18 protein-coding genes, 1 tRNA gene and 1 pseudogene are annotated in these 23,975 nt (G+C 72.2%); 11 read left to right on the forward strand and 9 right to left on the reverse strand.

The window, feature by feature from the left end:
* Positions 1-253, reverse strand: a pseudogene (locus ACFQSB_RS28705) (endo-1,4-beta-xylanase); the annotation flags it as partial.
* A 525-nt stretch (positions 254-778) separates the two neighbouring features.
* Here ACFQSB_RS28705 and ACFQSB_RS28710 point away from each other — a divergent pair.
* From ACFQSB_RS28710 to ACFQSB_RS28740, 7 genes are read left to right on the forward strand one after another with little or no spacing between them, the layout of a single operon-like run.
* A complete protein-coding gene (locus ACFQSB_RS28710) occupies positions 779-1,690 on the forward strand; it encodes an LLM class flavin-dependent oxidoreductase (protein ID WP_380830003.1) in 912 nt (303 codons plus the stop codon).
* Positions 1,691-1,701: 11 nt separating this feature from the next.
* Positions 1,702-2,265, forward strand: a complete 564-nt coding sequence (locus tag ACFQSB_RS28715; RefSeq protein WP_380830004.1) for a hypothetical protein — start codon at positions 1,702-1,704, stop codon at positions 2,263-2,265.
* Positions 2,255-3,097 (forward strand): hypothetical protein, encoded by an 843-nt coding sequence (locus tag ACFQSB_RS28720; protein WP_380830005.1) that lies wholly within the window; start codon positions 2,255-2,257, stop codon positions 3,095-3,097. Before ACFQSB_RS28715 ends, ACFQSB_RS28720 begins: the two co-directional genes overlap by 11 nt.
* Positions 3,094-3,984 carry an ATP-grasp domain-containing protein gene (locus ACFQSB_RS28725; protein WP_380830006.1) on the forward strand — a complete coding sequence of 297 codons (891 nt, stop codon included), beginning with the start codon at positions 3,094-3,096 and terminating at the stop codon, positions 3,982-3,984. Before ACFQSB_RS28720 ends, ACFQSB_RS28725 begins: the two co-directional genes overlap by 4 nt.
* Positions 3,984-4,691 carry a hypothetical protein gene (locus ACFQSB_RS28730; protein ID WP_380830007.1) on the forward strand — a complete coding sequence of 236 codons (708 nt, stop codon included), beginning with the start codon at positions 3,984-3,986 and terminating at the stop codon, positions 4,689-4,691. The genes ACFQSB_RS28725 and ACFQSB_RS28730 overlap by 1 nt, the downstream gene beginning before the upstream one ends.
* Positions 4,658-5,497, forward strand: a complete 840-nt coding sequence (locus ACFQSB_RS28735; protein WP_380830008.1) for a hypothetical protein — start codon at positions 4,658-4,660, stop codon at positions 5,495-5,497. The genes ACFQSB_RS28730 and ACFQSB_RS28735 overlap by 34 nt, the downstream gene beginning before the upstream one ends.
* Before the next feature lie 15 nt (positions 5,498-5,512).
* Complete coding sequence (locus ACFQSB_RS28740; RefSeq protein ID WP_380830009.1) at positions 5,513-6,346, forward strand: hypothetical protein; 834 nt, start codon at positions 5,513-5,515, stop codon at positions 6,344-6,346.
* Between the two features lie 229 nt (positions 6,347-6,575).
* Here ACFQSB_RS28740 and ACFQSB_RS28745 read toward each other — a convergent pair whose 3' ends face one another.
* On the reverse strand, positions 6,576-6,827 hold the full coding sequence (locus ACFQSB_RS28745; protein ID WP_380830010.1) for a hypothetical protein: 252 nt from the start codon (positions 6,825-6,827) through the stop codon (positions 6,576-6,578).
* Here ACFQSB_RS28745 and ACFQSB_RS28750 point away from each other — a divergent pair, their 5' ends adjacent.
* Positions 6,828-8,069: a YbfB/YjiJ family MFS transporter gene (locus ACFQSB_RS28750; RefSeq protein ID WP_380830011.1), complete on the forward strand. Its 1,242-nt coding sequence runs from the start codon at positions 6,828-6,830 to the stop codon at positions 8,067-8,069.
* A 121-nt stretch (positions 8,070-8,190) separates the two neighbouring features.
* Positions 8,191-9,192 (forward strand): GlxA family transcriptional regulator, encoded by a 1,002-nt coding sequence (locus ACFQSB_RS28755; protein WP_380830012.1) that lies wholly within the window; start codon positions 8,191-8,193, stop codon positions 9,190-9,192.
* Between the two features lie 381 nt (positions 9,193-9,573).
* On the opposite strand, the gene ACFQSB_RS28760 is transcribed toward ACFQSB_RS28755, so the two are convergent.
* Both ACFQSB_RS28760 and ACFQSB_RS28765 read right to left on the reverse strand, forming a co-directional pair.
* Positions 9,574-9,645, reverse strand: a tRNA-Arg gene (locus ACFQSB_RS28760).
* Positions 9,646-10,422: 777 nt separating this feature from the next.
* Positions 10,423-10,872: a C40 family peptidase gene (locus ACFQSB_RS28765; protein ID WP_380830013.1), complete on the reverse strand. Its 450-nt coding sequence runs from the start codon at positions 10,870-10,872 to the stop codon at positions 10,423-10,425.
* 1,394 nt (positions 10,873-12,266) lie between these two features.
* On the opposite strand from ACFQSB_RS28765, the gene ACFQSB_RS28770 reads away from it, so the two are divergent.
* On the forward strand, positions 12,267-12,665 hold the full coding sequence (locus ACFQSB_RS28770) for a response regulator transcription factor (protein ID WP_380830014.1): 399 nt from the start codon (positions 12,267-12,269) through the stop codon (positions 12,663-12,665).
* 298 nt (positions 12,666-12,963) lie between these two features.
* Here the strand turns inward: ACFQSB_RS28770 and ACFQSB_RS28775 are convergent, their stop codons facing one another.
* Positions 12,964-15,948, reverse strand: a complete 2,985-nt coding sequence (locus ACFQSB_RS28775) for a helix-turn-helix transcriptional regulator (RefSeq protein ID WP_380830015.1) — start codon at positions 15,946-15,948, stop codon at positions 12,964-12,966.
* Positions 15,949-16,236: 288 nt separating this feature from the next.
* Here ACFQSB_RS28775 and ACFQSB_RS28780 point away from each other — a divergent pair, with 288 nt between their 5' ends.
* A complete protein-coding gene (locus ACFQSB_RS28780) occupies positions 16,237-16,866 on the forward strand; it encodes a LysE family translocator (protein ID WP_354836622.1) in 630 nt (209 codons plus the stop codon).
* 97 nt (positions 16,867-16,963) lie between these two features.
* Here ACFQSB_RS28780 and ACFQSB_RS28785 read toward each other — a convergent pair whose 3' ends face one another.
* The 4 genes from ACFQSB_RS28785 to ACFQSB_RS28800 all read right to left on the reverse strand — a co-directional run bounded on the left by ACFQSB_RS28785 (position 16,964) and on the right by ACFQSB_RS28800 (position 23,942).
* Positions 16,964-17,605, reverse strand: a complete 642-nt coding sequence (locus ACFQSB_RS28785) for a YbhB/YbcL family Raf kinase inhibitor-like protein (protein WP_380830016.1) — start codon at positions 17,603-17,605, stop codon at positions 16,964-16,966.
* A 244-nt stretch (positions 17,606-17,849) separates the two neighbouring features.
* Complete coding sequence (locus ACFQSB_RS28790) at positions 17,850-19,274, reverse strand: glycoside hydrolase family 16 protein (RefSeq protein WP_380830017.1); 1,425 nt, start codon at positions 19,272-19,274, stop codon at positions 17,850-17,852.
* A 141-nt stretch (positions 19,275-19,415) separates the two neighbouring features.
* A complete protein-coding gene (locus tag ACFQSB_RS28795) occupies positions 19,416-22,274 on the reverse strand; it encodes a glycosyl hydrolase (protein ID WP_380830018.1) in 2,859 nt (952 codons plus the stop codon).
* Between the two features lie 450 nt (positions 22,275-22,724).
* Positions 22,725-23,942, reverse strand: a complete 1,218-nt coding sequence (locus ACFQSB_RS28800; protein WP_380830019.1) for a hypothetical protein — start codon at positions 23,940-23,942, stop codon at positions 22,725-22,727.
* Positions 23,943-23,975: the final 33 nt, after the last annotated feature.

Here is a 23,975-nt window from a genome sequence, read left to right on the forward strand (position 1 = left end):
TCACCATGTTGAACTCACGGTTCGCGATGGTGGTGTACTGCGAGTCGCCCAGCTTGCCCGAGGCGATCGCGGTGCCGAAGTAGCGGCCGCTCTGCGCGGCCGCCGCGCCCAGCGTGCTCTCGGCCGCACCGGCGGTACCCGGCGCGATCAGCACGGTGGTCAGACCGAGGGCGCCCAGAGCGCCGGCGATCAGGGCGCGGCGTGCGCCGCGTGGCCGCCGGCGTCCATCTGGGGGGGTGGCGTTTGTGCTCATGCCTGAGCCTCCACAACTGAGTCACGGAACAGCGGAATCGCGGCGACGTCCTGCGGGATCGACGCCACCCCATAAGCGGGAACGCACACCACGAGGACGTCGGAGGCGGGCGTTCTCCGCCGCTGCACCATCAGCAGGCAGGGAGCGACCGCCTCGGGGACTCAGTGTGGAAACGCCTCCGAAATGTGTCAAGGCCATCATGAAACTTTCGAGAAACCCTCGACTTAAGTGCTTCCTTCTACCCACCCCGGCACCCGATACGGCCTGCGGAAACTTCTTCAACTCGCGCCGAATCACGCACGAAAGTTCGCAATGAAATTTTCAGCTCCTCCCTCCATGTGATGCCTCGCTCGAATTCGATGCCGGCCGATCCTGGACGTGACGCGGCGGCCGCCACCGCTGCGGCGACCGGAGGTCCGCGACCATTCGGAACGGTCCGCGGCCATTCCCGGCGGCCGCTTTCCGGCATATAGTGACGCTTGGTTCGGGGGTGTTCACGTCGTGCGGTCGTGAATGCGAGGGGCATTGAAGATCGGCCTTGTCCTGCCTGTGGCGGAGTACCCGTGGAAGCAGCCGTCCTACGTCGAGATCCGTGATCTCGCCCTGCGGGCGGAGGACTCCGGGTTCGACTCGGTCTGGGTCTACGATCACCTGCTGTTCCGCGAGCCCGGCCTGCCCACCGAGGGCATCTGGGAGGCCTGGACGGTGCTGGCGGCGCTGGCCGAGGCCACCGAACGGGTCGAGCTCGGCACGCTCGTGCTCTGCACGGCCTTCCGCAACCCGGCGGTACTGGCGAAGATGGCCGTCACCCTGGACGAGGTCAGCGGGGGGCGGCTGATCCTCGGCCTCGGCTGCGGCTGGCACCAGCCGGAGTTCGACGCCTTCGGCATCCCCTTCGACCACCGGGTGGACCGGTTCGAGGAGGCGCTGGGGATCATCCTGCCGCTGCTCCGCACCGGCGAACTGGACCGGTACGAAGGGCGGCACCACTGGGTCCGCGGCGGGGAGCTGCGGCCACGCGGGCCGCGGCCGGGCGGTCCTCCCGTCCTGGTGGCCGCCCGGGGTCCTCGCATGCTGCGCCTGGCCGCCGAGCACGCCGACCTGTGGAACGGCTGCTGGTTCGGCCCGCCGGAGACCGCCGGTGAGGCGCTGTCCCGGCTCAAAGAGGCATCGGCGGAGGTGGGCCGCGCCCCCGGCACGCTGGGCGTCACCCTCGGCGTCAACGTCTCCGTGGGCGAGCCCGGGCCACAGGACCATCCCGTGCTGGCCGGGTCGCCCGAGCAGGTGGCCGAGGGCCTGCTGGCGTACCGCGACCTCGGCGTGGACCACTTGGTCTGCAACCTCAACCCGCACGACAGGGCGTCCCAGCGACGGCTGGCGACGGCGTTGCGCGGCTATCACGATCGACTCGGATCGACGACGGGGAGAACGGGCTGATGTCATGGACGGTGGACGAGTCGCGGGTGATGCCGTTCCTGGCGGCGTCCGGACGCAGGGACGTCACCGCGGCGCTGTGGCGGCTGCCCGCGGGTGGGCGCGCCTTCCCGGAACCCGCCGGTTCCGTGCCGCCTCTCGCCCGGCCGGGGGTCGCCAAGTTCAAGGACTTCAAGGACAGCAAAGACTCCAAGGACAGCAAGGACTCGAAAGACTCCAAGGACTATAAGGACAGCAAAGACTCGAAGGACGGTAAGGACAGCAAGGAGAACAAGGACTACAAGGATCTGAAGGACTACAAAGACAGCAAAGATCTGAAGGACTGGAAGGACACCAAAGACGGCAAGGACACCAAGGACTGGAAGGACGGCAAGGACGGCCGGGACTGGCCCACGCCCACCGGCGGGCCGAAGACGTACGCGCCGCCGCCCGGGCGATCCCCGGCGGGCCCGGCGGGCCCGCCGGAAGGAATGACGACGTCTCCCGCGTCACCGTCCGGCGAACATGACGAGACCATCGCGGCGCTCCGCGCGTCCCGGTTCAACCGGTTCCTGAGGAGGAACGGTCTTGTCATCTGAGTCCGCGCCATCCGGGACCGCCGACCCAGAACTGATCATCGTCGCCGACCCCGAAGACGAGGTCGCGATCGAGGTGGCGGAATTCGTCACCGAGAGCGGGCACAAGGCACGCGTCCTGGACGTGTTCGACGCGGCCCAGATGTTCACCGTCTCGGTCCGCGACGGTGTGGCCGCCGTGACGCCCGAATGCCCCATGCTCCTGCGCCTCCCCCCTCCCCCGCCGCTCCGCGTCAGCTTTGACGCGGAGTTCCAGTACGGCGAATGCCTGGCCCAGCTGTGGGCGGTGGCCGCGCTCACCCCCGCCCCGGTGATCAACCGCCCCACCCCGCAGGGGCTCGGCAGCCGCGTCTCGGTCTCGGCCGCCCTGACCGAGCTTCGCGCGGGGGTCTCCGGGGGCTCCGTGGAGGTCTTCGCGGGGGCGCCGCCCGCGCCTCCGCCCACGCCTGCGCCGGCGGGCGAGGAGGCGGAGGCCACCTGGTGGGTGCGGGACGAGGGCACCGGGGCCACGGCGCCGTGGACCGACGCGATGACGGCCGAGGGCCCGTTCCGGGCACGGTGGTCGGACGCCGATCCGGTCTTCGAAGGCGTCGTGGTGCTGGGCGGGAACGCCTGGCGGTGCACCACCGCCGACCTTGACGATCTGGACCTGACCGAGCGCGGCATCGGCATCGTCGCCCGGCTCGGCCTCGACCTGGCCGCGGTGACCTGGCGGCTCGCCCCCGACCTTGCGTCCGCCCGGCTGGTGAACGTGGAGCCGTTCCCCGCCCTGGAGCAGCTCCGCATGGTCTGGCTGGGCCTCGGCCCTCATCTGGTGAAGGCGCTGTTCCCATGATCTACGCCATCGGCGTCGGCGGCGACGCCACGTTCACCCACTTCGTGGCCGAGGCCGAGCGGGCCGGTGCGCCCGTCGTGGCGATCGACCTGCGGGAGGTGGTGGCCGAACGGGCCTGGCGGCTGGCCATCCCCGACGACGGCCACAGCGTCCTGCCGACCCCGAGCGGGAGGCACGAACTCGACCCGCGCGCGTCCTACTTCTGCCGGCTGATCGACCTGGCCGCTCTCCAGGACGACCCCCGTCACGCCGTGGCCTGGCAGAGCCTGGTGACCGGCCTGACGGCCTGGCTCGACCACATCCCCGGCCTGGTGGTGAACCGGGCGGGGTCCGACAACGGCGCCAAGCCCCTGCACGAGTGGTCCATCGCACAGGCGGGCTTCGCCGTGCCCGAGAGCCTGACCAGCTCCGACGGGGCCCGTCTCGGCGCGTTCGCCGCGGCGGGGCCGACGATCGTCAAGGCCGTGTCCGGAGTGCGGGCGACGAGCAGGCTCGTCGGCCCGGGCGACTTCGCCGGGTTCGACTCCCGGCAGGGGCCCGTGCACGTGCAGCGTTACGTCACCGGCGCCGACGTACGGGCGCACGTCGTGGGCGACCGCGTGCACGCCGAGCGGATCATCTCTCCCGTCGTGGACTACCGCGCGGCTCCCGCCGGGGAGGTCGTCTTCAGCCTGTGCGAACTGCCCGGCCCGCTGGCCGCCCGGATGACCGCGTGCACCCGCGACTTCGGGCTGGCGTTCGCCGGGTGGGACCTCAAGGTGGCCGACGACGGCACCCACTGGTGTCTGGAGGTCAATCCGATGCCCGGATACGACTGGTACGACCGCAGGCTGGGCGGCGCCGTCACCAGGTCGCTGCTGACCCTGCTGGAACAGGGGGCCGCGTGATGGAATCGGTCCCGGTCCTGACCGGCGAGCAGAGCGCCACCGTCCGCGACGCCGTGCACGACCTGCGAGATCACTGGCTGCCCCGGGGACCCGAGCCCACGGCGTTCTTCACCCTGGGGCCGCCCAGCTACCTCGACCTGGCCCAGGACCCGCGGGCGGGAGAGTACCGGGCGCGGGCACGGGCCGCGCGGCCGGTGCTGTGGGAGCGGTTCGGCTGGCTGTACGAGCGCCTGGCCGAAGTGCTGGGCGAGCACCTCGGATCGCCGGTGTGCTACCCCGAGGACCTGGCACTGCCCGGCTTCCACGTCTGGCTGGCCGCGGCGGTGTTCACCAAACCCCGGGCGCCGATCCACTTCGACCTGCAGTACCGGGCCTTCGACTGGCCCCCGGGCACCGACCTCGAACGGCTGCTGTCGTTCACACTGCCGATCCGGCTGCCCGTCGCCGGCGGCGGGCTGAACGTGTGGGACGCGACCTACGAGCAGTTCCAGCTCGCCCGGCGGCGAGGCTGGGTCGAGGGCGCCACCGATCTGCTGCGGTTCCACACCCGCACCTACGTCCCGTACACGGTGGGCACGATGGCCGTGCACTCGGGCCACATCCTGCACCAGGTCGCCCCCGTCGGCCAGGTCGAACCCGACGACGAGCGGCTCACCCTGCAGGGACACGGGGTGTGGTGCGACGGCCGCTGGCTGCTGTACTGGTGACCATGCTGGGCCGGGCGCGCATCGAGAGCTTCGTCGAGCGTGGCCTGTGCGTCCTTCCGGGCGCGTTCACGGCGCGGCAGGCGGCCGCCGCCCGCGACCGGGTCTGGCGGCGGATGGCGGAGAAGGCCGGCATCCTGCGCGACGACCCCGCCACGTGGCCGCCCGGGTACGACATCGAGGAGCGCCTGCACACGCCCGAGGTGCTCGCCTGCTTCACCGGCCAGGTGGCGGCGGCCGTCGAAGAACTGCTCGGCCCCGGACGCTGGCGCGGCGAGCGGAGCTGGGGTTTCTGGCCGGTCAACTTCGCGCACGGCGCCGACCGGCCGTACGGCGTACCCCCGTACGGGTGGCACGTGGACGGCAACTGGTTCCGCCACACGATCGACGCGCCCCGGCAGGGACTGCTGCTGATCGGCCTGTTCTCCGACATCGAGCCGCGCGGCGGCGGCACCATCGTGTCCGAGGGCTCCCACCGCCGCGCCGCGAGAGTGCTCGCCGCCCGCCCCGAGGGCATGACCCACCTGGAGCTGTTCGACGCGGTGCTGGCCGAGCCGATCGGCAACTTCCGCGAGATCACCGGTTCGGCCGGCGACGTCGTCCTCGGTCATCCCTTGCTGTTCCACACCCGCGGCTACAAGCACACCGGCCCACCCCGCTTCATCAGCAACACCGAGACCGGTCTGCGCGAACCTCTCCGCCTCGACCGGGCGGACGGCTCGCCGTACTCGATCCTGGAACAGTCGATCCGCGCGGCCCTGTCCGGCCCTCCTCCCGTGTTCACCGATCCCCTGCACTGCCGGTTCTGACAGAAGGAAGAGACGGTGCACCCGAACGACCTGCGCACGGACGCGGAGCGACGGCTCTGGAAGGCGTTCCCGGACGGCGATCGGGTCGACATCGGCACGGCCGACCCGACGGCCGAAGGATTCGACCCGGACGAGTACGACCCTGACCAGCGAGTCCGCGCGGAGGTCATCAGCGCCTTGCTGCTCAGAGGCCGAGGCGGCGACGGCGGAGGCGTCACCAGGCTCTCCCTCCGCGGCGCCCGGATCACCGGCCGGCTCGACCTGAACGGCGGAGAGATCGCGGCGGAGATCATCTTCCGGCGGTGCTGGTTCGACGAGCCGATCGACGTGGAGAACGCGCACGTACGGCGGCTGTCGGTCTCCGCCTGCCGGATTCCCGGCCTGGACGCCAACCGGATCCGGACCGACGGGCCGCTGGGGCTGACCTCCTGCCGGATCGGCGAGGTGCGGCTGGCCGGCGCGCATGTCGGCGGCAACCTCGATCTGGGCGGCACCGTCATCCTCGCCCCCCAGGACCGGCCCGCGCTCTCCGCCGCCGGCATGGTCGTCGACCTCAACATGTTCTGCGAGAACGGGTTCACGACCTCCGGCGAGGTGAAGCTCGCCGGAGCCCGCGTCCACGGTCAGATCTCCTTCAACGGCGCCACCATCCGCAACCCCGGAGGGGGCGCGGTGAGCGGCCAGCGGATCGCGGTCGATCAGGACATGTTCTTCCGCGACGGGTTCACCGCCGAAGGGGGGATCCGCCTGCAGGGCGCGCAGATCGCCGGCACGGCCGACTTCACCGGGGCCGAACTCAGCAATCCCGGCAAGCGGGCGGTGACCTGCGAGGGCGCCCCATCGCTCTGAAGGCACTCGGCTGGGCCCCGTCCATCGCCGTCCTGCCGACCATCACCCGCACCCTCAGCCGCCAGAACACCTGAGGTCCCCGAATCGTTCCCCCTCGAAGACCCATGCCGACCCGCCCCATGACCAGCGAAGGACCAGCGTCTCCACAGCCCGGAGCGCATAACGCCTAGACGGCCCACAACCCGCGAGCGTCAAACGATCCTTGCGCTCGGAACTGCTTGCATGTCCCTCAGGCCCGCTCGTCCAGCTCACCATTCGCATTGCGGTCAGTCCACTTGGTGATACCCGCTCTCGACGGGATGCGGTGGGCGTTCTTCGCACCTTCGGCGAGGGCCTGGTCCACGTCGACCGTTCCGCTGAGACCGATGAGACCGATGGCCTGATCCGAGGGACGGATGGCCGGATCGACGGCCATGGGTGGTGCTCTCCGGCGCCTTGAGGCATCGATGGCCTCGAAACCGACCGGAAGGACGATCACCATGTGGCTCACGCGCGGCCGAGGCCGTACATGACCGCGGTCACCTCTTCGCCCCAGGATCAGCGCGCGGGCGTCGCCCGGCAGGTGCTGATCGCGCTCGGCCTGGCCACCGGGCCTGTGGTCGCGCTCGGCTTCACCCGCTTCGCCTACGCCCTGCTGCTGCCTTCCATGCACCACACCCTCGGGTGGACCTACGCGCAGGCCGGCGGCATGAACACCGCCAACGCCGCCGGCTACATCCTGGGCGCCGCGTCCGCCGTCCATTGGGCGCGCAGGCTCGGCGACCGCGCCGCGTTCCTGTGGAGCCTGGCCCTCAGCGCGCTCGCACTGCTCGCCACCGCCGCGTGGGCGGATTTCTCCGCGCTGCTGGCGTTGCGGTTCATCGGAGGGCTGGCCACGGCCGTCACCTTCGTCATCGGCTCGGCGCTGGTCTCCCGCGTCGCCGCGGGCGCCCCGCGACGCCGCTCCGCACTGCCGGTCGCGGTGTACATGGCCGGCGTCGGCGTCGGGGTGGTCATCTCCGGGCTCGTCGTGCCCGCCGCGCTGTCGGCCGGCGACGACGGCTGGCGGCTGGGCTGGCTGCTCATGGGCGCCGCCGCCGCGGTCGCGCTGCTGCCCGCCTGGCTTGGCGCGAGGCGCGTCCCCGACTCCGCCGACACGCAAGCCGCCGTCCTGGCCCGTCACCAGTTGCGCCGCCTCGGCCCGACCTTCGCGTGGTACGTTCTGTTCGGCGCCGGATATGTCAGCTACATGACCTTCGTGATCGCGTTGCTGAGGACTCAGGGGCTCGGCGCCTCGATGACCGCGCTGTTCTTCGTCGTGCTCGGGCTCTCCTCGGCGGTCACCACGCTGGTCGTCTGGAGCCGCCTGGCCGGACGGCTGCGCGGCGGCCGGGCGACGGCGCTCGTCGCGGCGCTGGTGTTCGCGGGCGTACTGCCCGTGCTGCTCATGACGCCCGGCCCGTTCTCGGCCCTGCTGTCGGCGGTGGTCTTCGGCGCCGGGTTCATGGCGGGACCGACCGCGGCCACCCTCATCGCCCGGCGCATGCTGCCGCCGACCGGCTGGACGGCGGGCATCGCCCTGCTGACGGTCGCCTTCTCCGTCGGGCAGGCCGCGGGCCCGCTGGCGTCGGGCCTGCTGTCCGACGGAGAAGGCGGCATCGCGCGGGGGTTGTGGCTGTCGGCGGGCCTGCTGGTCATCGCGGCGCTCACCGCGCTCTTCCAGCGCGAGCACGCCGCGTCCTGATACGGAGGAACCATGTACGGCGACACTCCCGTCACGATCGGCGGCTCCGCCGGTGGGGCACGAGGCCGGCCCGCGCACCGCGGTGCCGCCGGTCGTCCGAGGCGGGGAGCAGACTGAAGCCATGGCCACGCCGCACGAGCATGAGGGACGCACCGTGGTCGTCGTCGTGTACGACGGCGTCCGCCTGCTGGACGTGACCGGGCCGCTGGAGGTGTTCACCATGGCCGTCGAGCACGGCGCCGGCTACCGGCCGCTCATCGCCTCACTCGGCGGACGGGACATCAAGACCAGCGGAGGCATCCGGCTGGGCGTCGACGTGGCCCTTGAAGAGCTCGGCGACGGCGGGCACATCCTGCTCGTGCCGGGCAGCCCCGACGTGGACGCGGCGTCCGCCGACCGGCCGCTGCTGTACCAGGTGCGGCGGCTGTCCGGCCGCGCCCGGCACACCGCCTCGGTCTGCGCAGGCGCGTTCGTCCTGGCCGCCACCGGGCTGCTGGACGGCCGCCGCGCGGCCACACACTGGGAGCTGGCCGAGCGGCTCGCCGGGGCGTACCCGGGCATCGAGGTGGACCGGGACGCGATCTTCGTCCGGGACGGCGACATCGTCACCTCGGCGGGGGTGAGTTCGGGCATCGACCTGGCGCTCGGGCTGGTCGAGCAGGACTACGGCGCCGACCTCGCCCGCACCGTCGCCAAGCACCTGGTCGTGTTCATGCAGCGGCCCGGCGGCCAGTCGCAGTTCAGCGTCCGCCTGCTCGCCGGCGGCGAGCGGTGCGCGCCGCTGCGCCCGGTGCTGGACGCCGTGGCCGTCGACCCGGCCGGCGACCACGGCCTGGCCGCCATGGCCGCGCGCGCCGGGCTCAGCGTGCGGCAGCTCACCCGCCTGTTCCGGCAGGAGACCGGGCTCAGCCCGGGCCGGTACGTCGAGCTGGCCCGCCTGGAGAGCGCCCGCAACATGCTGGAGACCAGTGACAGGCCGCTCGACGTCGTGGCCCGCCGCATCGGGTTCGGCTCTCCGGAGACGATGCGGCGGGCGTTCGTCCGCGAACTGGGCGTGCCGCCCACGGCCTACCGCGCCCGCTTCCGCACCACCCGCGCGCCGGCCCCGCGCACCGGCTCGTGATCCACCCCGCCTGCTCGCCCCGCATCTCTGTACCGTGCCCCACCGGTCGGCTGCGCCCGCACCCTGTGTCGTGACCTGGCCGGGCGGTCACTCCGCACCCCCGTTCGTGATCCACGCCCCTGATCGCCTCGGGCTATCGAGATGGACCAGGCATGTACGTCAAGAGAGGACGATCGGTATTGACCACACATGCACAACACCAAGGACCGAGCGTTGACTCATCCCCACACGGAGATCACTACGGAAGCACGCGTGTGGTCCACAACTGGTCCACAACCAGCGGCGTCAATGAGAACGGGCGGGACTCCGTGAGACTGGAGACCCGCCCGTTGCTGTGCTGTTCGCCCTGGTCAGCGGACGGATCCGCTGGTCAAGATCGTGTGCCCCCTGCAAGATTCGAACTTGCGCTCCCGGCTCCGGAGGCCGGTGCTCTATCCCCTGAGCTAAGGGGGCTCAACGAGTGGTAAGGCTACCAGCATCTGGCGGTCTTCCGTTACTCAGAAACCCGCGCCAACCGAACCATGCCCCCGACCGGCCCCACGAAGCCACCGAGAAGACCCCACCCCGACGGCGCCGACCCATGGCGGAAAGTCGGAGCCGTCTCGCTCCTAGTCTTATCCCGCCAGCCGCCCGCCTCGCCGCTGGGCCCTGGAGAGAGCGGGAGGTCCAACCCATCCCGCCGCCGAGCTTGTCCCGGCAGCCACCCACCTCGCCGCTCGGGCCCTGGAGAGAGCGGGAAGTCCAACCCATCCCGCCGCCGAGCTTGTCCCGACAGCCACCCACCTCGCCGCTCGGGCCCTGGAGAGGACGGGAAGTCCAAACCGTCCCGCCGCCGAGCTTGTCCCGACAGCCACCCCCTCGTCGCTCGGGCTCCGGAGAGGGCGGGAAGTCAAACCGTGTCGCTGCTGGTCTTGTCCTGGCAGTCGCCCGTCTCCTCGTGGGGCTACTGGAGGTGACTGGGGCTGCTGTGACCAGGTGAACCGCTCGGCTGTCGATTTCGCTGTGGCGGGTGCCCCGGTCCGTCGTGGGAGCTCCGGGTGGGTTGGGCCTGGTTGTGACCTCGCGAATCGTCGTCGTGTGTCGGTTCGGCGGGGTCGGCCTGTGGCGCTCGGGGCTTGGCGACGGTTTTCGCGTGGGTGGCGTGGATCGTGGCAGTGGGGTCTGCCGACCACCCGTGCTGGGACCGGGGTGGATCGCCTGGTGCGACATCGCGGGTGCGGACGAAAGGACTTACTTGCCGGGGCGGATGGCGCCTCGGTAGCGCGCCCGGTAGTAGGCCGAGTGGGCGAAGTCGACGGTGCGCACGACGTCACCGGACTTCGGGGCGTGGACCATCACCCCCTTCTTGAGGTAGATGCCGACATGAGTGGGGTCTCCGGCGCCTCCTCCGAAGAACACCAGGTCACCCTCCTTGAGCCGGGAGAAGGGGATCTTGCTGCCTCTGGTGAACTGGCTGCCCGTGTAGTGAGGCAAGGAGACCCCGGCCCGGGACCAGGCGTACAGCGCCAGACCCGAGCAGTCGAACCCGCCCTTCGTGGCCCCGTTCCGTGACCCTCCGCCCCAGACGTACGGGGTGCCGATCTTCTTGACGGCCGCTCGCGCGGCGATGGCCCCGGCAGTGACCTGCCGCGAGCGGGACGCCGACCGATCGCCGGCAGGACGGCGGGAGGTGGGGACCACCCGGGCAGCCGTCGGCGCGGCGCCGCCTCGGCGCTGGGAGCGCGCCGCTCCGGCCGCGTGGTCTGGCGTCGATCGGGGGAATGCCGGGTCGGGAGCCTCCCGATGCCGGCGTCCACCGCCGTCAGGCGCCGACCGAGACCGGTCTCGGTCGGGCACACGCGGAGGGCGTCGGTACACGGAAAGACTTCGCGCTGGACGATCGGCGCCGGGCGGCCGACCGGACTCGGCGGCCTCGGGTGAACCGGCGTGCGGGCCACGGCGGTCGACGAGCGCCGGCTGGTGGATGCGCAGCAGAAGGCCTCCGTCGGTGCGGGCGCCGACCTGCTGCCGGGCGAGGTGCCCCTCGCCCGGCGCGCTGGTGTCGATCTCTTCCGGCAGGAGGTCACGCGCCGGCCAGGTCCACAGACGAGCGGCTGGTGTGCCGTAGGGGTCGATCTGGCGGTGAGGCGGCCACGGGCGGTCATGGAGCGACGACCGGGCCACAGGAAGGCCTCCCGGGCTCTCGCCGACGCATGCCGTGAGAACGCCGGACGATCGACGGGCAGGTGGGGCCGTGAGGTGGTGGAGAGTGGGCAGCCGGCGGATCTGCGTGCATCGGGTCAGCGGGGGGCGGGGAGCGGCCGAAGCGACGAGGGGAACTGCCGTCCCCGTGATGAGGACGGTGGTGACGAGCATCGTGATCACGGTGCCCTCCTTGGGCTCGATGGCGAATCAAACCCAAGGGTGATTTTCGAGAGCTGCCGGCCGTTGGGCCGAACGGCGTTCTGTGGACGAAGGTCGGGTGCCGCTCAGCGGCGAATGTGACTGACGTAGCCCATGAGCTGCGGCGATGCAGCACGGCGGGGGCTTCGCAGCGTCAGGCTGTGGACAAGCGGCATGGGGAATTGGTTCATGCGATGCGGATCGGCGATGCAGGCGAGGTCCCTTTCGGCGTGGCATCGCTGCCGAAGAGGCGGGGAACAGGCGGGGCGTCGATGTGCGGTCACGGGCTTCGGAACGAGAGGCGCGGCGGCCCGGAGACCGTGGTTCGCCGCGAGGGATGAGCGGTTCGTCTCGGGAGGTGAGCGGCCGGTCCGGGCGCTGCGTGGCCGAGGTGAGCGTTCTGCCCTGCCTGCCCTGGTTCGTCGCGAGGGATGAGCGGTTCGTCTCGGGAGGTGAGCGGTCGGTCCGGGCGTTGCGTGGCCGGGGTGAGCGTTCCGCCCTGCCTGTCCTGGTTCGTCGCGAGGGATGAGCGGTTCGTCTCGGGAGGTGAGCGGTTGGTGCGGGGGTTGCGTGGCCGGGGTGAGCGTTCTGCCCTGCCTGTCGGGGAAGGGCGGTGTCTGATCGCGTGGCCGTGGGGGTTGAGTTGGGGGAAAAGGTCGCGGGGAGGGCTTTCAGGGGTTAGCCTCGCGGCCGTGGAAGAGGTTCTGGGACGCGTGTTGGTCGTGGACGACGACGAGGTCATCCGGCAGCTCATCGCCGTGAATCTCAGCCTGGAGGGGTTCCAGGTGGAGACGGCGACGGACGGGCAGGACTGCCTTGATCGCGTGGCGTCCGTCCAACCCGATGTGATCACGCTGGACGTGATGATGCCGCGCCTGGACGGCTGGATGACCGCCACCAAGCTGCGCGCCGACGAGAGCCTGCGCCACATCAAGATCATGATGATCACGGCCAGGGCCCAGGAAGAGGACAAGAAGCGCGGCCTCGGCATCGGGGTGGACGCCTACCTCACCAAGCCGTTCGACCCGGCGGAGCTGATCCAGATCGTCCGCGACCTGATCCTCACTCCTTCGGAGAGCGGTCCTTCATGAAGGACCCCGAGACAGCACCGTTCCCAGGGTGACCGTCGCCTGAGGATCGTCCGAAGGGGAACGTCTCAATGGGGCGCCCTCTTCTCGGAATCATGCCCGGCAGCCGCGTTCCGGCGGCCCCTTACCGCCGCCGGCACCGTCTCCCGGAGCATTCTCCGTGCCTTCCAGAGCATTCTCCCGTGAGCGTTCCCGCCGAGGCACCGCTTCCAGGAGTGCCGTTTCCGGGAGTGCCGCTTGCGCATCCTGGAGTGAGGCCGGAAGCGCGCCGGCCGCGCGTTGGGCGAGGCGGGTGGCGGCCTCAGGGGAGCAGGCCGTGCTGGTGAGCGTAGGCGGCGGCCTGGGTGCGGGAGGAGACGCCCAGCTTGGCGAGGATGTTCGAGACGTGCACGCTCACGGTCTTGTGCGTGATGAAGAGCCGCTCGGCGATCTCGCGGTTGGACAGGCCGGCGGCGACCAGGGCGAGAACCTCCTGCTCGCGGCCGGTCAGGGAGATCGTGGGACCGCCGTGGTCGGCCGGCGCTGCGGCCAAGGCGGCGGAGTCGGCGGAAGACGAGGGCGATGACGTCGCTTCCGGGGACGCGGTGTCCGTGGTGTCCTGCTTGGACGGGGAGGGGAAGCGGGCCCTGCGGCCGAGGTCGGTGAGCGCACGGTGGAGCGGCGCGGCGCCGAGCGCGGCGGCCGTGTCGACGGCCTGTCGCCACTGCGCGTACGCCTCGTCGCGGTCCGCCGTGGCGAGCAGGGCCTCGGCGAGGCGCCAGCGCGCCCGTGCGACCTCGTAGACCGACCCGAAGTCGAAGGCGTCCACGACCGCCCGCCAGGCCGCGGGATCGGCGTCGCCGCCGGCTCGCCGCCGTTCGGCCTCGGCCTTGGCCAGCCATGCCCGGCCTTCGACCCCCATGGCGCCCCGGGTGCCCGAGCCGGGCCCGAGGGTCGCCGCCTGGTGGGCGCGCCGCAGCAGGTCGTCGGCCTTCGCCTGGTCGTCGGCGCGTGGCGGGTGCTGCCCGAGCTCGGCCAGCGCCCACAGGCCGGTGGCGCAGACGCGGATCATGCCGGGGTCGAAGGGCTCGAGCACCGCGATCACCGCGTCGATGTGCTCCATGGCGGAGCGCGGGTCGCCGTTCCACAGCGCGTGCTCGGCGGCCAGGGTGCGGGAGATGTAGCTGACCAGCGGGTCGCGCCAGAACGGCCTGAGCCAGACCATGCGTTCCTCGACGATCGGGTCGCCGCGCGCGACCTCCACGAAGAGCGCGTACCCCGACAACCATGCCTCGGGAAGCCTGCCCACCCGCGCCGCGAACCCCGCGGCCAGCTCTCCCGCCTGCTCCCACTCTCCGGCCGTGTAGTGGATGAGCAGCCGCAGGAATCGCAGGTCGGTGCCGTAGTTGCTCCAGGTCAGGCCGGTCTCGCGGGCCAGGCCGACGCCGCGGTCGGCGGTGGCGGCGGCATCGGCGAGGTTACCGCGGTCGTACTGCACCCGGGCGAGGCTGAAGATGGCACGCAGGTCGATGGAGAGATTGCCGGAGGGCACGCCGGCGGCCGCGGTGGTCAGCACGTCCTCGGCCCGCTGCCGGTCGCCGCCGATGTCGGCGACGACGGCCAGGGTGATCAACGCGCTGGCCTCGGCGTCGCGCACGCCCGACGCGCGCGCGGCTTCGAGCGCGCGGCCGGCGAGCTGCTCGACCTCGCCGTGCTGAGGACTCCAGACCAGGGCACGCGCGTACGTCGCCAGGGATCTGGCCAGCAGAGCGGCCCGGCAGTTCTTGACCTGACGCCGTTCGGCCTGGTCGTCCGCCGGACCGTGGTCGTCTTCCTCGTCCGCGGCCTCGGTGGCCAGGTGGACGGCGGTCTTGGCGGCTTCGACGGCGCCGGCGTCGTCCCCGGCGTCGATCAGGTAGTACGCGAGCCGCTCCCAGATCTCGGCCGTCGGCCGCTCGACGGCCAGGACCTCCCGTATCTGGGCGACGGCCCGGTGGGTGGCTCCGCTCTCTTCGGCCGCGGCGGCGGACAGCAGCGCCAGCCGCACGCGGTCGATGCCCGCCACCCGCTCGGCGTCGGGGACGCGCTGCCACAGCGCGAGAGCCCGATCGTAGTGGTCGTGGGCCTCGACGGGCGCGCCCAGCCGGTCGGCTCGCCGTCCGGCCGCCACGGACGCGGCCAGGGCGCCGGGCAGATCGTGACCGGCCAGGTAGTGGTAGGCGAGCTCGGCCGGCGAGTCGAGCAGACGGGTGAAGCGGCTGTGCAGCCGCGCGCGCTCTCCGGGGAGCAGATCGGTGTAGACGGCCTCCTGGAGCAGGGCGTGGCGGAACGCGTAGCCGTAGTCGCCGTCGGGCAGCATCAGCCCTCGGGAGGCGATCTCGCGGATGGCCTCCTCCAGCTCGATGTCCTGCAGGCCGGAGACCTTCTGCAGCAGGTCGTGGTCGATGCGCCGGCCGGCGACCGCGGCGGCCCGCAGCACGCTCTGCGCGGGCTCCGACAGCCGTTCGACGCGCGCGAGCAGCAGGTTGGCCACGTTGTACGGCAGGCCCTCGGCGGCGAGCAGTTCTTCGGCGTAGAAGGGGTTGCCCTCGGCGCGCGTGATGATGTCGCCGATCGCCCTGGCGTCGGCGCCGCCGAGGGCAACCAGGTGGTCGGACAGCGCGTCGGCGTCCAGCGGGCCGAGGCGCACCGCGGTGACCGACGGGAGGCGCTGCAGCTCGGCCAGCAGGGGCCGGAGCGGGTGGCGCCGGTGCAGGTCATCGGTGCGGTAGGTGCCGAGCAGGCACACCCGCTCGTGCTGCAACATGCGGCTGAGGAAGACCAGCAGGTCACGGGTGGACCGGTCGGCCCAGTGGAGGTCTTCGAGCACGAACAGGACCGGCCTTCCGGCCGAGGCCTCGGCGAGGAAGTCGAGCGTCGAGCCGAAGAGCTGCTGCTGGGTGAGCCCCGAACCGGCCGCGGGCTGGGGGTCGAGCCAGGCGCCGGGCGTCAGCCTGCGCAGCATCGGACGCGCCTCGATGGCCTGCGCCAGGCCGGAGTCGCCGGCCGCGCCGCGAAGGGCGTCGGCGAGGGGGAGGTAGGGCAGGGCGTCACCCAGCTCGGCGCACTGGCCGGTCAGCACGGCGAACCCCTGGGCCCGGGCCAGGGCGACGAGCTCGGCGACCAGGCGGCTCTTGCCGATGCCGGCGTCGCCGCTGACGACGGCCACTCCTGCCTGCCCCGAGGCGGCGGCGTCGAGCACCCCGACGAGGCGACCGAGCTCACTCGACCGCCCCACAAGAGCGCTGCCCGCCTCCCGCCACACCACGTTGGGGAGTATCGCACGCCCGCCCGACAGAACCCGGAATCGCCGCAGAGCCGCCACAACCCGCCCATGCCCTGCCTTCCCGTCCGCGACCTCGGCCGGCCGTGGCAGCAGGCGACCGAGGTCGCGGACCTCCCGCCGAAGCACCCCGGACCTGGACGGAGGTGAGTGCCGGTGATCGGACCCGTCGTTCGGCGACGGTGCCGCTCGTCGTCAAGCAGGCTTTGGACTGGGAGGAAGGGATGGTTATGGACCACTTCTGCTGGTCCGGTGGAGGTTAGGGTCGCGGGCATGGTCTCTGCCTCGACGTTGGTGGTCTTCTCGGTGGCCGCGCTGGTGCTGGTCGTCGTCCCCGGCCCGAACAACCTGTACATCACCGCGCGCGGCATCGCGCAGGGACGGGCGGCCGCGGTGGCCTCGGCCGTCGGGGTGGAGACGGGAACGCTGCTGCACATCGCCGCGGCAGCAGCCGGGCTCTCGTACCTGATCGCGCGCTCGGCGGCGGCGTTCACGGCCGTCAAGTGGGCGGGCGCCCTGTATCTGGTCTACCTCGGCATCCGCACACTGGCCTCGGGGGACGGCGCCGCGGCGCGCGCGGCGGCCACCCAGCCGCTGCGCAAGGTCTTCCTCGAGGGCGTGATCGTCAACGTGCTCAACCCGAAGGTCATCCTGTTCTTCCTGGCCTTCCTCCCCCAGTTCGTCGACCCCGCGGCCGGGTCTCCCGCCCTGCAGATCGTGGTTCTCGGGCTGACCCTGCTGATGTTCGGCATCGCCGCCGACATGGTGTACGCCCTCGGCGCGGGCACGCTGAGCGGGCTGCTGCGCCGCAGGCACAGGGCGCTGCGGTACGTCAGCGGCTGCGTCTACCTCGGACTGGGCGTCGCCACCGCGCTCGCCGGAAGCGGCGCCCGCTCCCGCTGACCGGCCGGGCCAGCCCTCGGGCGACTCGACGGCGGCTCCAGCCGCACGGACGCCGTCCGCCGTTCTGACCGCGCGCCCCGAGCGGGCGGATGTTCGGTCAGGGGCGCCGGGTCCAGGTGCCGACCGTCTCGCCGGAGGCGATGGCGGCCTTCTTGAGCCGGGCGTACACGGCCCGCGGGTCGCCGACCGGCTGGAACCGGTCGCGCAGCGCGTACACGATGAAGTGGTAGTGATGCGTGCCGCCCGGCGGGCACGGGCCGGCGTACGAAGGAGCGCCGCCGCTGCCGGGCAGCGTCTTTCCCTCCGTCGTTCCCTGGCCGAGGCCGGTCAGCGAGGCGGGCAGGCCGGTCACGATCCAGTGGATGTACGAGCCGCCGGGCGCGTCCGGGTCGTCCACGATGACCGCCAGCTCGCGGGCCTCGGACGGGACGCCGGACCAGGAGAGCGCGGGCGAGACGTCCTGGCCTCCTTGGACGGCGCAGGCATGCTTGCGCGGTATGGCCGCGCCGTCCCCGAACGCCGGGCTGCTCACCTGCAGGCCCGCCACGGGCGACGCCGCCTCGGACGCCGCCGGCGAGGCCTCCTCGACGGCGGAAGAGGCTCCCTCGGACGTGGCGGGCGAGGCCCCGCCGGACGCCCGTGGCGACGCGCCCTCCGACGTGGCGCACCCGGCGGCCAGGGTCAACGCCAGCGCCGCCGGCAGGGCGCCGCTGACCGCGCCCACCATCCGGATCTTCATCGACCCAGCATAACGACGCCACCAACGCCAGCCGGGTAACGACGCCACCACTCGGCGCAGGCCGGCCACCCGCCGCACGACGGCGCCGTCATCGCCGTACCACGACCCGCCGCCCCGGCGCCGATCACATCCCCCACGAAACGGTACAGAGCCCGACCCGATGAAGGACTGTGGTCACCGCAGGGGCATGCGCCACCCCGAGCCTCGGCGGACCGGGACCGGTCGAGGCGCGGGGTGGCGGGGGTCAGCTGGTGAAGGTGAACCAGTTGAGGTTGGCGAAGTCCGCGGGTTGGCCGCTTGCGAAGGTGAGGTAGACGGTGTGGGTTCCGGTGACGCCGGAGATGTTGGCCGGGACGGTGCGCCAGCTCTGCCAGCCGCCGGTGTTGCCGACGGCGAAGTCGCCGATGGGTGCGGCGGTGAGGCTGTCGAGCCGCACCTGGATCAGGCCGCTGACGCCGCCGGGGGCTCCGGAGGCGACGCGGGCCACGAACTGCCGGGCGGCGGTGGAGCCGAAGTTCACCCCGTCGAAGCGGAGCCAGTCGCCGTTGGCGATGTAGGAGACGTTCTGGCCGCCGCCGCTGTCGGTGGTGGTCTCCAGCTGGGTGCCGGACTGCGCCTGGTACCGCTCGGCCTGGATGGTGGAGCGGGCGTCGACGCCGCCCGGCGGCGGCGAGCTGGGCGGCGGCGTGCTCGGGGGCGGGGTGGTGGTGCCGCCGCTCTGCCAGACCGCCACGTAGTCGACCACCATGGGCCGTCCGGAGACGGTGGCCGACGTCGGGGTGGAGCGGCCGGAGACGCCGTTGGGGAACGCGCCGCCCATCGCCACGTTGAGCAGCAGGAAGTATCCGCCGTGGCCGGTCATGTTGTTCCACGTGGTGGCGTCCAGCTGGCTCTGGCTGACGCTGTGGAACTGCTGCCCGTCGACGTACCAGCGCAGCTGGTTGGGGGTGACCGAACGGTCCCATTCAAAGCGGTATGTGTGCATGGCCGACTGGCAGGTGGAGCCCGGGCAGGCACGGCTGGCGCCGATGCCGTTGGTCTCGGCGCAGGCGCCGCCGGGGTTGGTGCCGCAGTGGAGGACGCCCCACACGGAGTTGATCCCGTTGACGTTCTCCATGATGTCGAACTCGCCGATGGCCGGCCAGTTCTGGTAGTTGCCCCGGTAGGGCGAGCCCAGCGCCCAGAACGCCGGCCAGTAGCCGAGCGCCGCGTCGCCGGTGACGTCGGGCATCTGGATGCGGCCCTCGATGCGCAGGACGGCGCCGGCCGCCGGCTTGAAGTCGGTGCGCCGGGTCTCGATGCGCGCGGAGGTCCACTCCCCCGAGCCGCTTCTGACGGGCGTGATGCGCAGGTTTCCGCCGCCGTCCAGGCTCACGTTGGAGGCGTTCGCGGTGTAGTTCTGGATCTCGCCGGTGCCCCAGTTGCCGGGACCGCCCGGGTAGGCGTGCCCGGTGTCGATGATCCAGTTGGCCGACGAGGGCGGCGTCCCGGCGGAGCCGTTGAAGTCGTCGCTCCACACCAGGTTCCAGCCGCTCGGCGTGGCGGGGACCGAGGCCCCGGCGGGCCCGCCGCCGAGGGTCAGCGCGATGATCGGGAGGACGGCGGCTCCGGCGGCGGCCAGCACGGCGCGCAGCCGGGAGCGGCGGCGCGCCGGTGGATCGGTGGTCATGCCCATGATGCTCCTCATCTCTCGGGGACGAGTGGGACGAGTAGGACGGGTCAGACGAGTCGGACGGGTCGGACGGGTCGGACAGAGCGGACGGGTCGGCGGCTCAGGCTGGTTGGACGGGCCGGTGACGGAGCCGCGTGGTCAGCGGAACGGAAGGGTCAGGACCGAGCGGTTGCCGACCCCCAGAGAGGTCGGGTTGACGCCGATGGCGCTCCACACCTCGACCCTCACCCGGCCGTTGACCAGGTTGCCGAGGGCGCCGGTCGAGGAGGCGAGCCCGGCGGCCTGGGTGTAGTGCTCCCAGCCCGCGACCGGGTCGGTGGCGAAGTAGCGGTAGGTCTCGACGCGGTCGTAGGAGCCGTCTCCGGTGAGGTCGTAGGAGACCCGCGCCTGGACGCCGTTGCCCACCGCGGTCCCCGCGTCCAGGTACAGGTCGAACGCGGTGGCGGCGCCGGTGGAGGTCATGGTGAGGCCGCCGGCGGTGTAGACGAGCGGGTTGGCCGGGGTGCCGTCGTGGTTGACGCCGCCGGCGGAGGCGACGGTGTCGGCCCCGGCCGTCCCGGCGGCCGCGCCGAGCCCTCCCCCGCCGAGCAGGTACCGCACCGGGCCCCCAGGCGTAGGAGTCGGCGTCGGGGTCGGGGTCGGAGTGGGCGTCGCAGTAGGAGTGGGAGTGGGCGTCGGCGTGGGCGTGGGCCCGCCGCCGCCCGCGCTGGTCGCGGTGGACGCGGCCGGCACGTCCAGCCGCTTGCCGTCGGAGAAGGTCACCGTCCGCGCCGAGACGCCGAAGTTGTGGGCGACGTAGGTGCGCGTACCGTTCAGGCTGAAGACGGCGGCCGTCGGGATGTCGGCGGTGACCGCCGCGTCGACCGTGCCGAGCCTGGCCAGGTTGTAGATCCAGTGGTAGGCGTGCGCCTTGGAGTCGCCGGACTCCGGGCTGTAGGAGCTCCAGCCCGCGTCCCAGTTCGCCTTGGCGGCGGCGGGGTCGCCGAGCGCGCGGTACTGCCAGATGACGTCGCGCCACTCCACGGCGGGCCCGCCGTTCTCGGCCTCCATCTCGGCCAGCCCGGCCCTGACCTTGGCCGGGTAGAGCCCCTGGTAGAGCGAGCCGCCGGTGATGGGCAGGTAGTTGATCCCGTGGATCTCCTCGGGGTTGCCCGTCCACCAGGTGGCGTGGGCGGCGCCGTCGCCCCAGATCATGCCGGCGGTGTCGGGCGCGAAACCCGCGGGGAACACCGCGCCGTCCACGTCGTACCAGTACTGCGCGATGGTGGCCGCCTGCGTGGTGTAGAGGTAGACGCCGAGGTCGCGCAGGGCGGTGTCGCCGGTCGCGGCGCCCAGCAGCAGCGCTCCGGCGGCGAAGTTCATCCCCTCCGAGGACGACTCCTCGTTGTTGCCCGCGGCGAAGCCCTGGTGGCCGGAGGCCCACCCGTTGCCCGCGTACGGGTCGAAGTTGCGCAGGAACGGGAACCGGGTGTCCGAACGGTCCCAGTTGTTGGCGTCCTTGGCCAGCAGCTTGGCCATGCCTCCCCACTGCCCGTCGGCGGCCCACGCCCGGTCGTAGCGGGCGACGGTGGCGGCGGCCATCAGGTAGTAGCCGTAGTGGAAGTGGTGGTCGTTGACCTCGGTGTCGCTGCCGTAGGAGGCCGGGTAGCCGGTGAGGATGCCCCAGGTGGCGTCGTAGCGGAACTGCTCGCCGCCGGCGGTGAACCAGCTCTGCAGCTTGGTCTTGAGCAGGCCGAGGAGCTTGTCGCGCGAGGCGGTGTCGCCGAGCTGGTCGGCGATGGGCACGAGCTGGGCGAGCCGTCCGAGTGCCTTGCCCGCCCAGTAGGTGTCGCCGGCGCCCTTGTACGGGTCGGCGGCGTCGGCCTCCTGCCGGACGAAGTCGCCGAGCCGGGCCCGGTCGTAGGCGCCGAGATCGGGCAGGGACGGCAGGACGCCGTGGAAGGTCTGCCGGGTGCTGAACGAGGCGCCTTCGCGCAGCTTCATCGTGCCGCGCGGCGAGAGGTAGGTGTAGCTCGTGAGCGGGTCGGAGGTGGCCTGCCACTGGTGCCGGTACAGCGCCAGGAGCGTGCCGGTCTGGGTGCCCTCCTTGGCGCTGGTGGCGGCGGTGTAGGTGGTCGTGAGCCGGGCGGCGGCCTCGTCGTAGGACCAGCTCACCGTGGTCCCGGTGACGAACGAGTAGGCGTACTTGGCGAACAGGTCCAGCGCGCCGCGCGCGGGCAGGGCGGCGACGCTGAGGTAGTTCCTGCCGCCGAGGGCGACGGTGGCCGCGGTGCCGGAGATGGCCCAGTCGGTCCCCGTGGGGGCGAACAGGGCGTAGTCGTGGCCGTTCACCGTGGCGCCCAGCACGTTGCCGCGGTCGGCCCAGATGGTCGGGGTGGCCGCGAAGTCCACCCGTCCGTCCCCGCCGCTCGGGGTGGCGTAGACGAACGGCAGCCCGTGGCCGATCGTGGCGCGCAGCGTGCGGGCGCCGTCGGACCAGTAGGGGGTCACCGTCCAGTCGGACCAGCCGTCGACCTGGGTGCGCGGCGCGTTCAGCCCGGTGACGCCGAGGGTCAGGTCGCGGGCGTGCGCGTAGTCGTACTGCGTCGCGCCGATGCCCGGCGTGGTGGGGTAGCCGACCTCGAGCCCGCCGGCGACGGCGTGGAAGGTCAGCGGATGGGCGTACATGTTCTCCGAGTACGGGTTGCCCGCGTAGCGCTGGAAGGCCAGGGACGACCACCAGTCGTTGGTCGGCACCTTGGCGGTGACGGCCGAGGTGACCTTCGGGTTCACCGGCGCGCCGGTGCTGTCGGCCGGGCCGGAGGCGCCGGCGGGCAGGTCGGTCGTGTACCCGCCGGCTCCTACGGACACGGTGGCGGCGTCGGCGGGGGCGGCGGGCATGGTGACGAGCAGTCCGGCGAGCAGGACGGCGGCGGCCGTCCCGGCGGACCGTCGCCTCGCTCGGCGGTTTCCGGGGTCGCCGGAGTCGCGGTGGTTCGAGGTCAGGTCACAGGTCATGCGGAGAGGCTTTCGTCGTGGGGGGTGAACCGGCCGCCGCCCGCGATAGGGCGGCGACCGGCGGCGGCTCGGTGGCGCGGGCCCGACGGCCGTTCGAGGTCCGCGACGGCGGGGAACCAGGTGTTCTCGTCGACGTAACGTGGATGTAACGCTCTCAGCGCCGCTGACGCTAGATGCCTCCACAACCGGTGTCAACAGCGAGAAAATGTTTCTCGAAGATCGTGAGAGCGCTCTCTGTCGTTCATCGCGCCGACCACCGTGGACGCGGCTCGCCCTACCTCGCTGACCAGGCAAGACGGGACAGGACACTGCGGAAGCCCCATTTCGCGAGCTGAGCCCCGGTGCACCGCCGTGAACGGACCGTTCTGAAAGCACCGCAACCACCGCGCACCCGGCCGCTTCACCACCGGAGAGCGCTCTCCCTCCGCGATCGCGTGCCGCGGGCGGGGATCAGGCTTCGCGGCCGAGGGCTCCGGGGATGCGGTCCAGGACGCTGTAAGGCACGAGCCCGTAGGCGTGGAAGTCCACCGCGTCGCCGCCCGCGGCCCGCACCGCGCGGACCTTCGCGGCCAGCCGCTCCTCGGAGTCGGTGTCCGGCCTGCCCGGGCGCAGCACGACGCGCAGCTCCCTGTCGTTGCCGACCGAGCGGCGGTAGGCGCTCACGTCGTCGGCGACCCTGGCGGCGTCCCTGGCGTAGGCGAGGACCCCGAACGACGGGACCAGGTCGCCCAGCGCCACCAGGTCGACCCCGAGCTGCCAGGCGTCGTGCGCCGCGAGCCCGGCGGGCGGCAGCCCGTCGGCGTACCCCTTGCGATGGCCGGTGCCGTCCAGGAAGGTCAGCGTGGCGCCCTCGGCGGCGACCGCGGAGGACACCTCGCTGACCAGGGAGGTCACCGTCTCGGACCGGGCCCGCGCGTAGGCCACCACGTCCGGCCCCGCGTACGCCGTCAGCGCGGCCCGCGTGACCTCGCCCTGCGCGGGCGGGTCGCCGTCGAGCACCCCGCCGACGATGCGCGCGCACTCCTCGCGGGCGACCTCCGCCTTGACGCCGAGGTCGGTCGCCCGCCGCATGCACCACGTGCAGAAGCACAGCGAGAACAGGAACTCGTCCATCGGACCGAGCGGGACGAAGCACCTCTCTTGCTGGTATCCCTGGGCGAACCCCCCGAAGTGCAGGGACTCAGCGACCACGCTGTCGACGCCCTGCCGGGCCGTCGCCCTGGCCAGGGCGACGGCGTACAGGCGGACGTCCGGATGGGCCGGGCACAGCGCCGCGGGAAAGCCGCGCCCGCCGAAGCAGTCGTGCACCGTGACGTCGGGGTTGGCCAGGCCGAGGGTCAGGTCGTGCAGGAACACCGCCCAGCCGTGCAGGGCCATGCCCCGTTCGGCCGCAGCCGAGCGCAGCGCCGCGAGCGGCTCGCCCTCGGCCCCCGGCTGCACGGGCGGCGCGAGCCGCAGGCCGGTGAACAGGTCGGCGGGCGGCGGGAAGTGCACGCCGTCGGAGCGGACGGTCACCCGCGAGGCGCCGTGCGGGGTGACGTCACGGGCGCCGTGGTAGGCGGCGGCGACCGTCACCTCGCGCACGCCGTAGCCGGCGATGCGGTCGAGGACCCGCCCGGCGCCCTCGTCGCGCACGTCCTCGACGTAGACGTATACCGAACCGTGCACCGCAGCCGTGCCTTTCGACGAGCCCGCCCGTGT

This window comes from Sphaerisporangium rhizosphaerae (assembly GCF_042665155.1).
Taxonomy (GTDB): domain Bacteria; phylum Actinomycetota; class Actinomycetes; order Streptosporangiales; family Streptosporangiaceae; genus Sphaerisporangium; species Sphaerisporangium rhizosphaerae.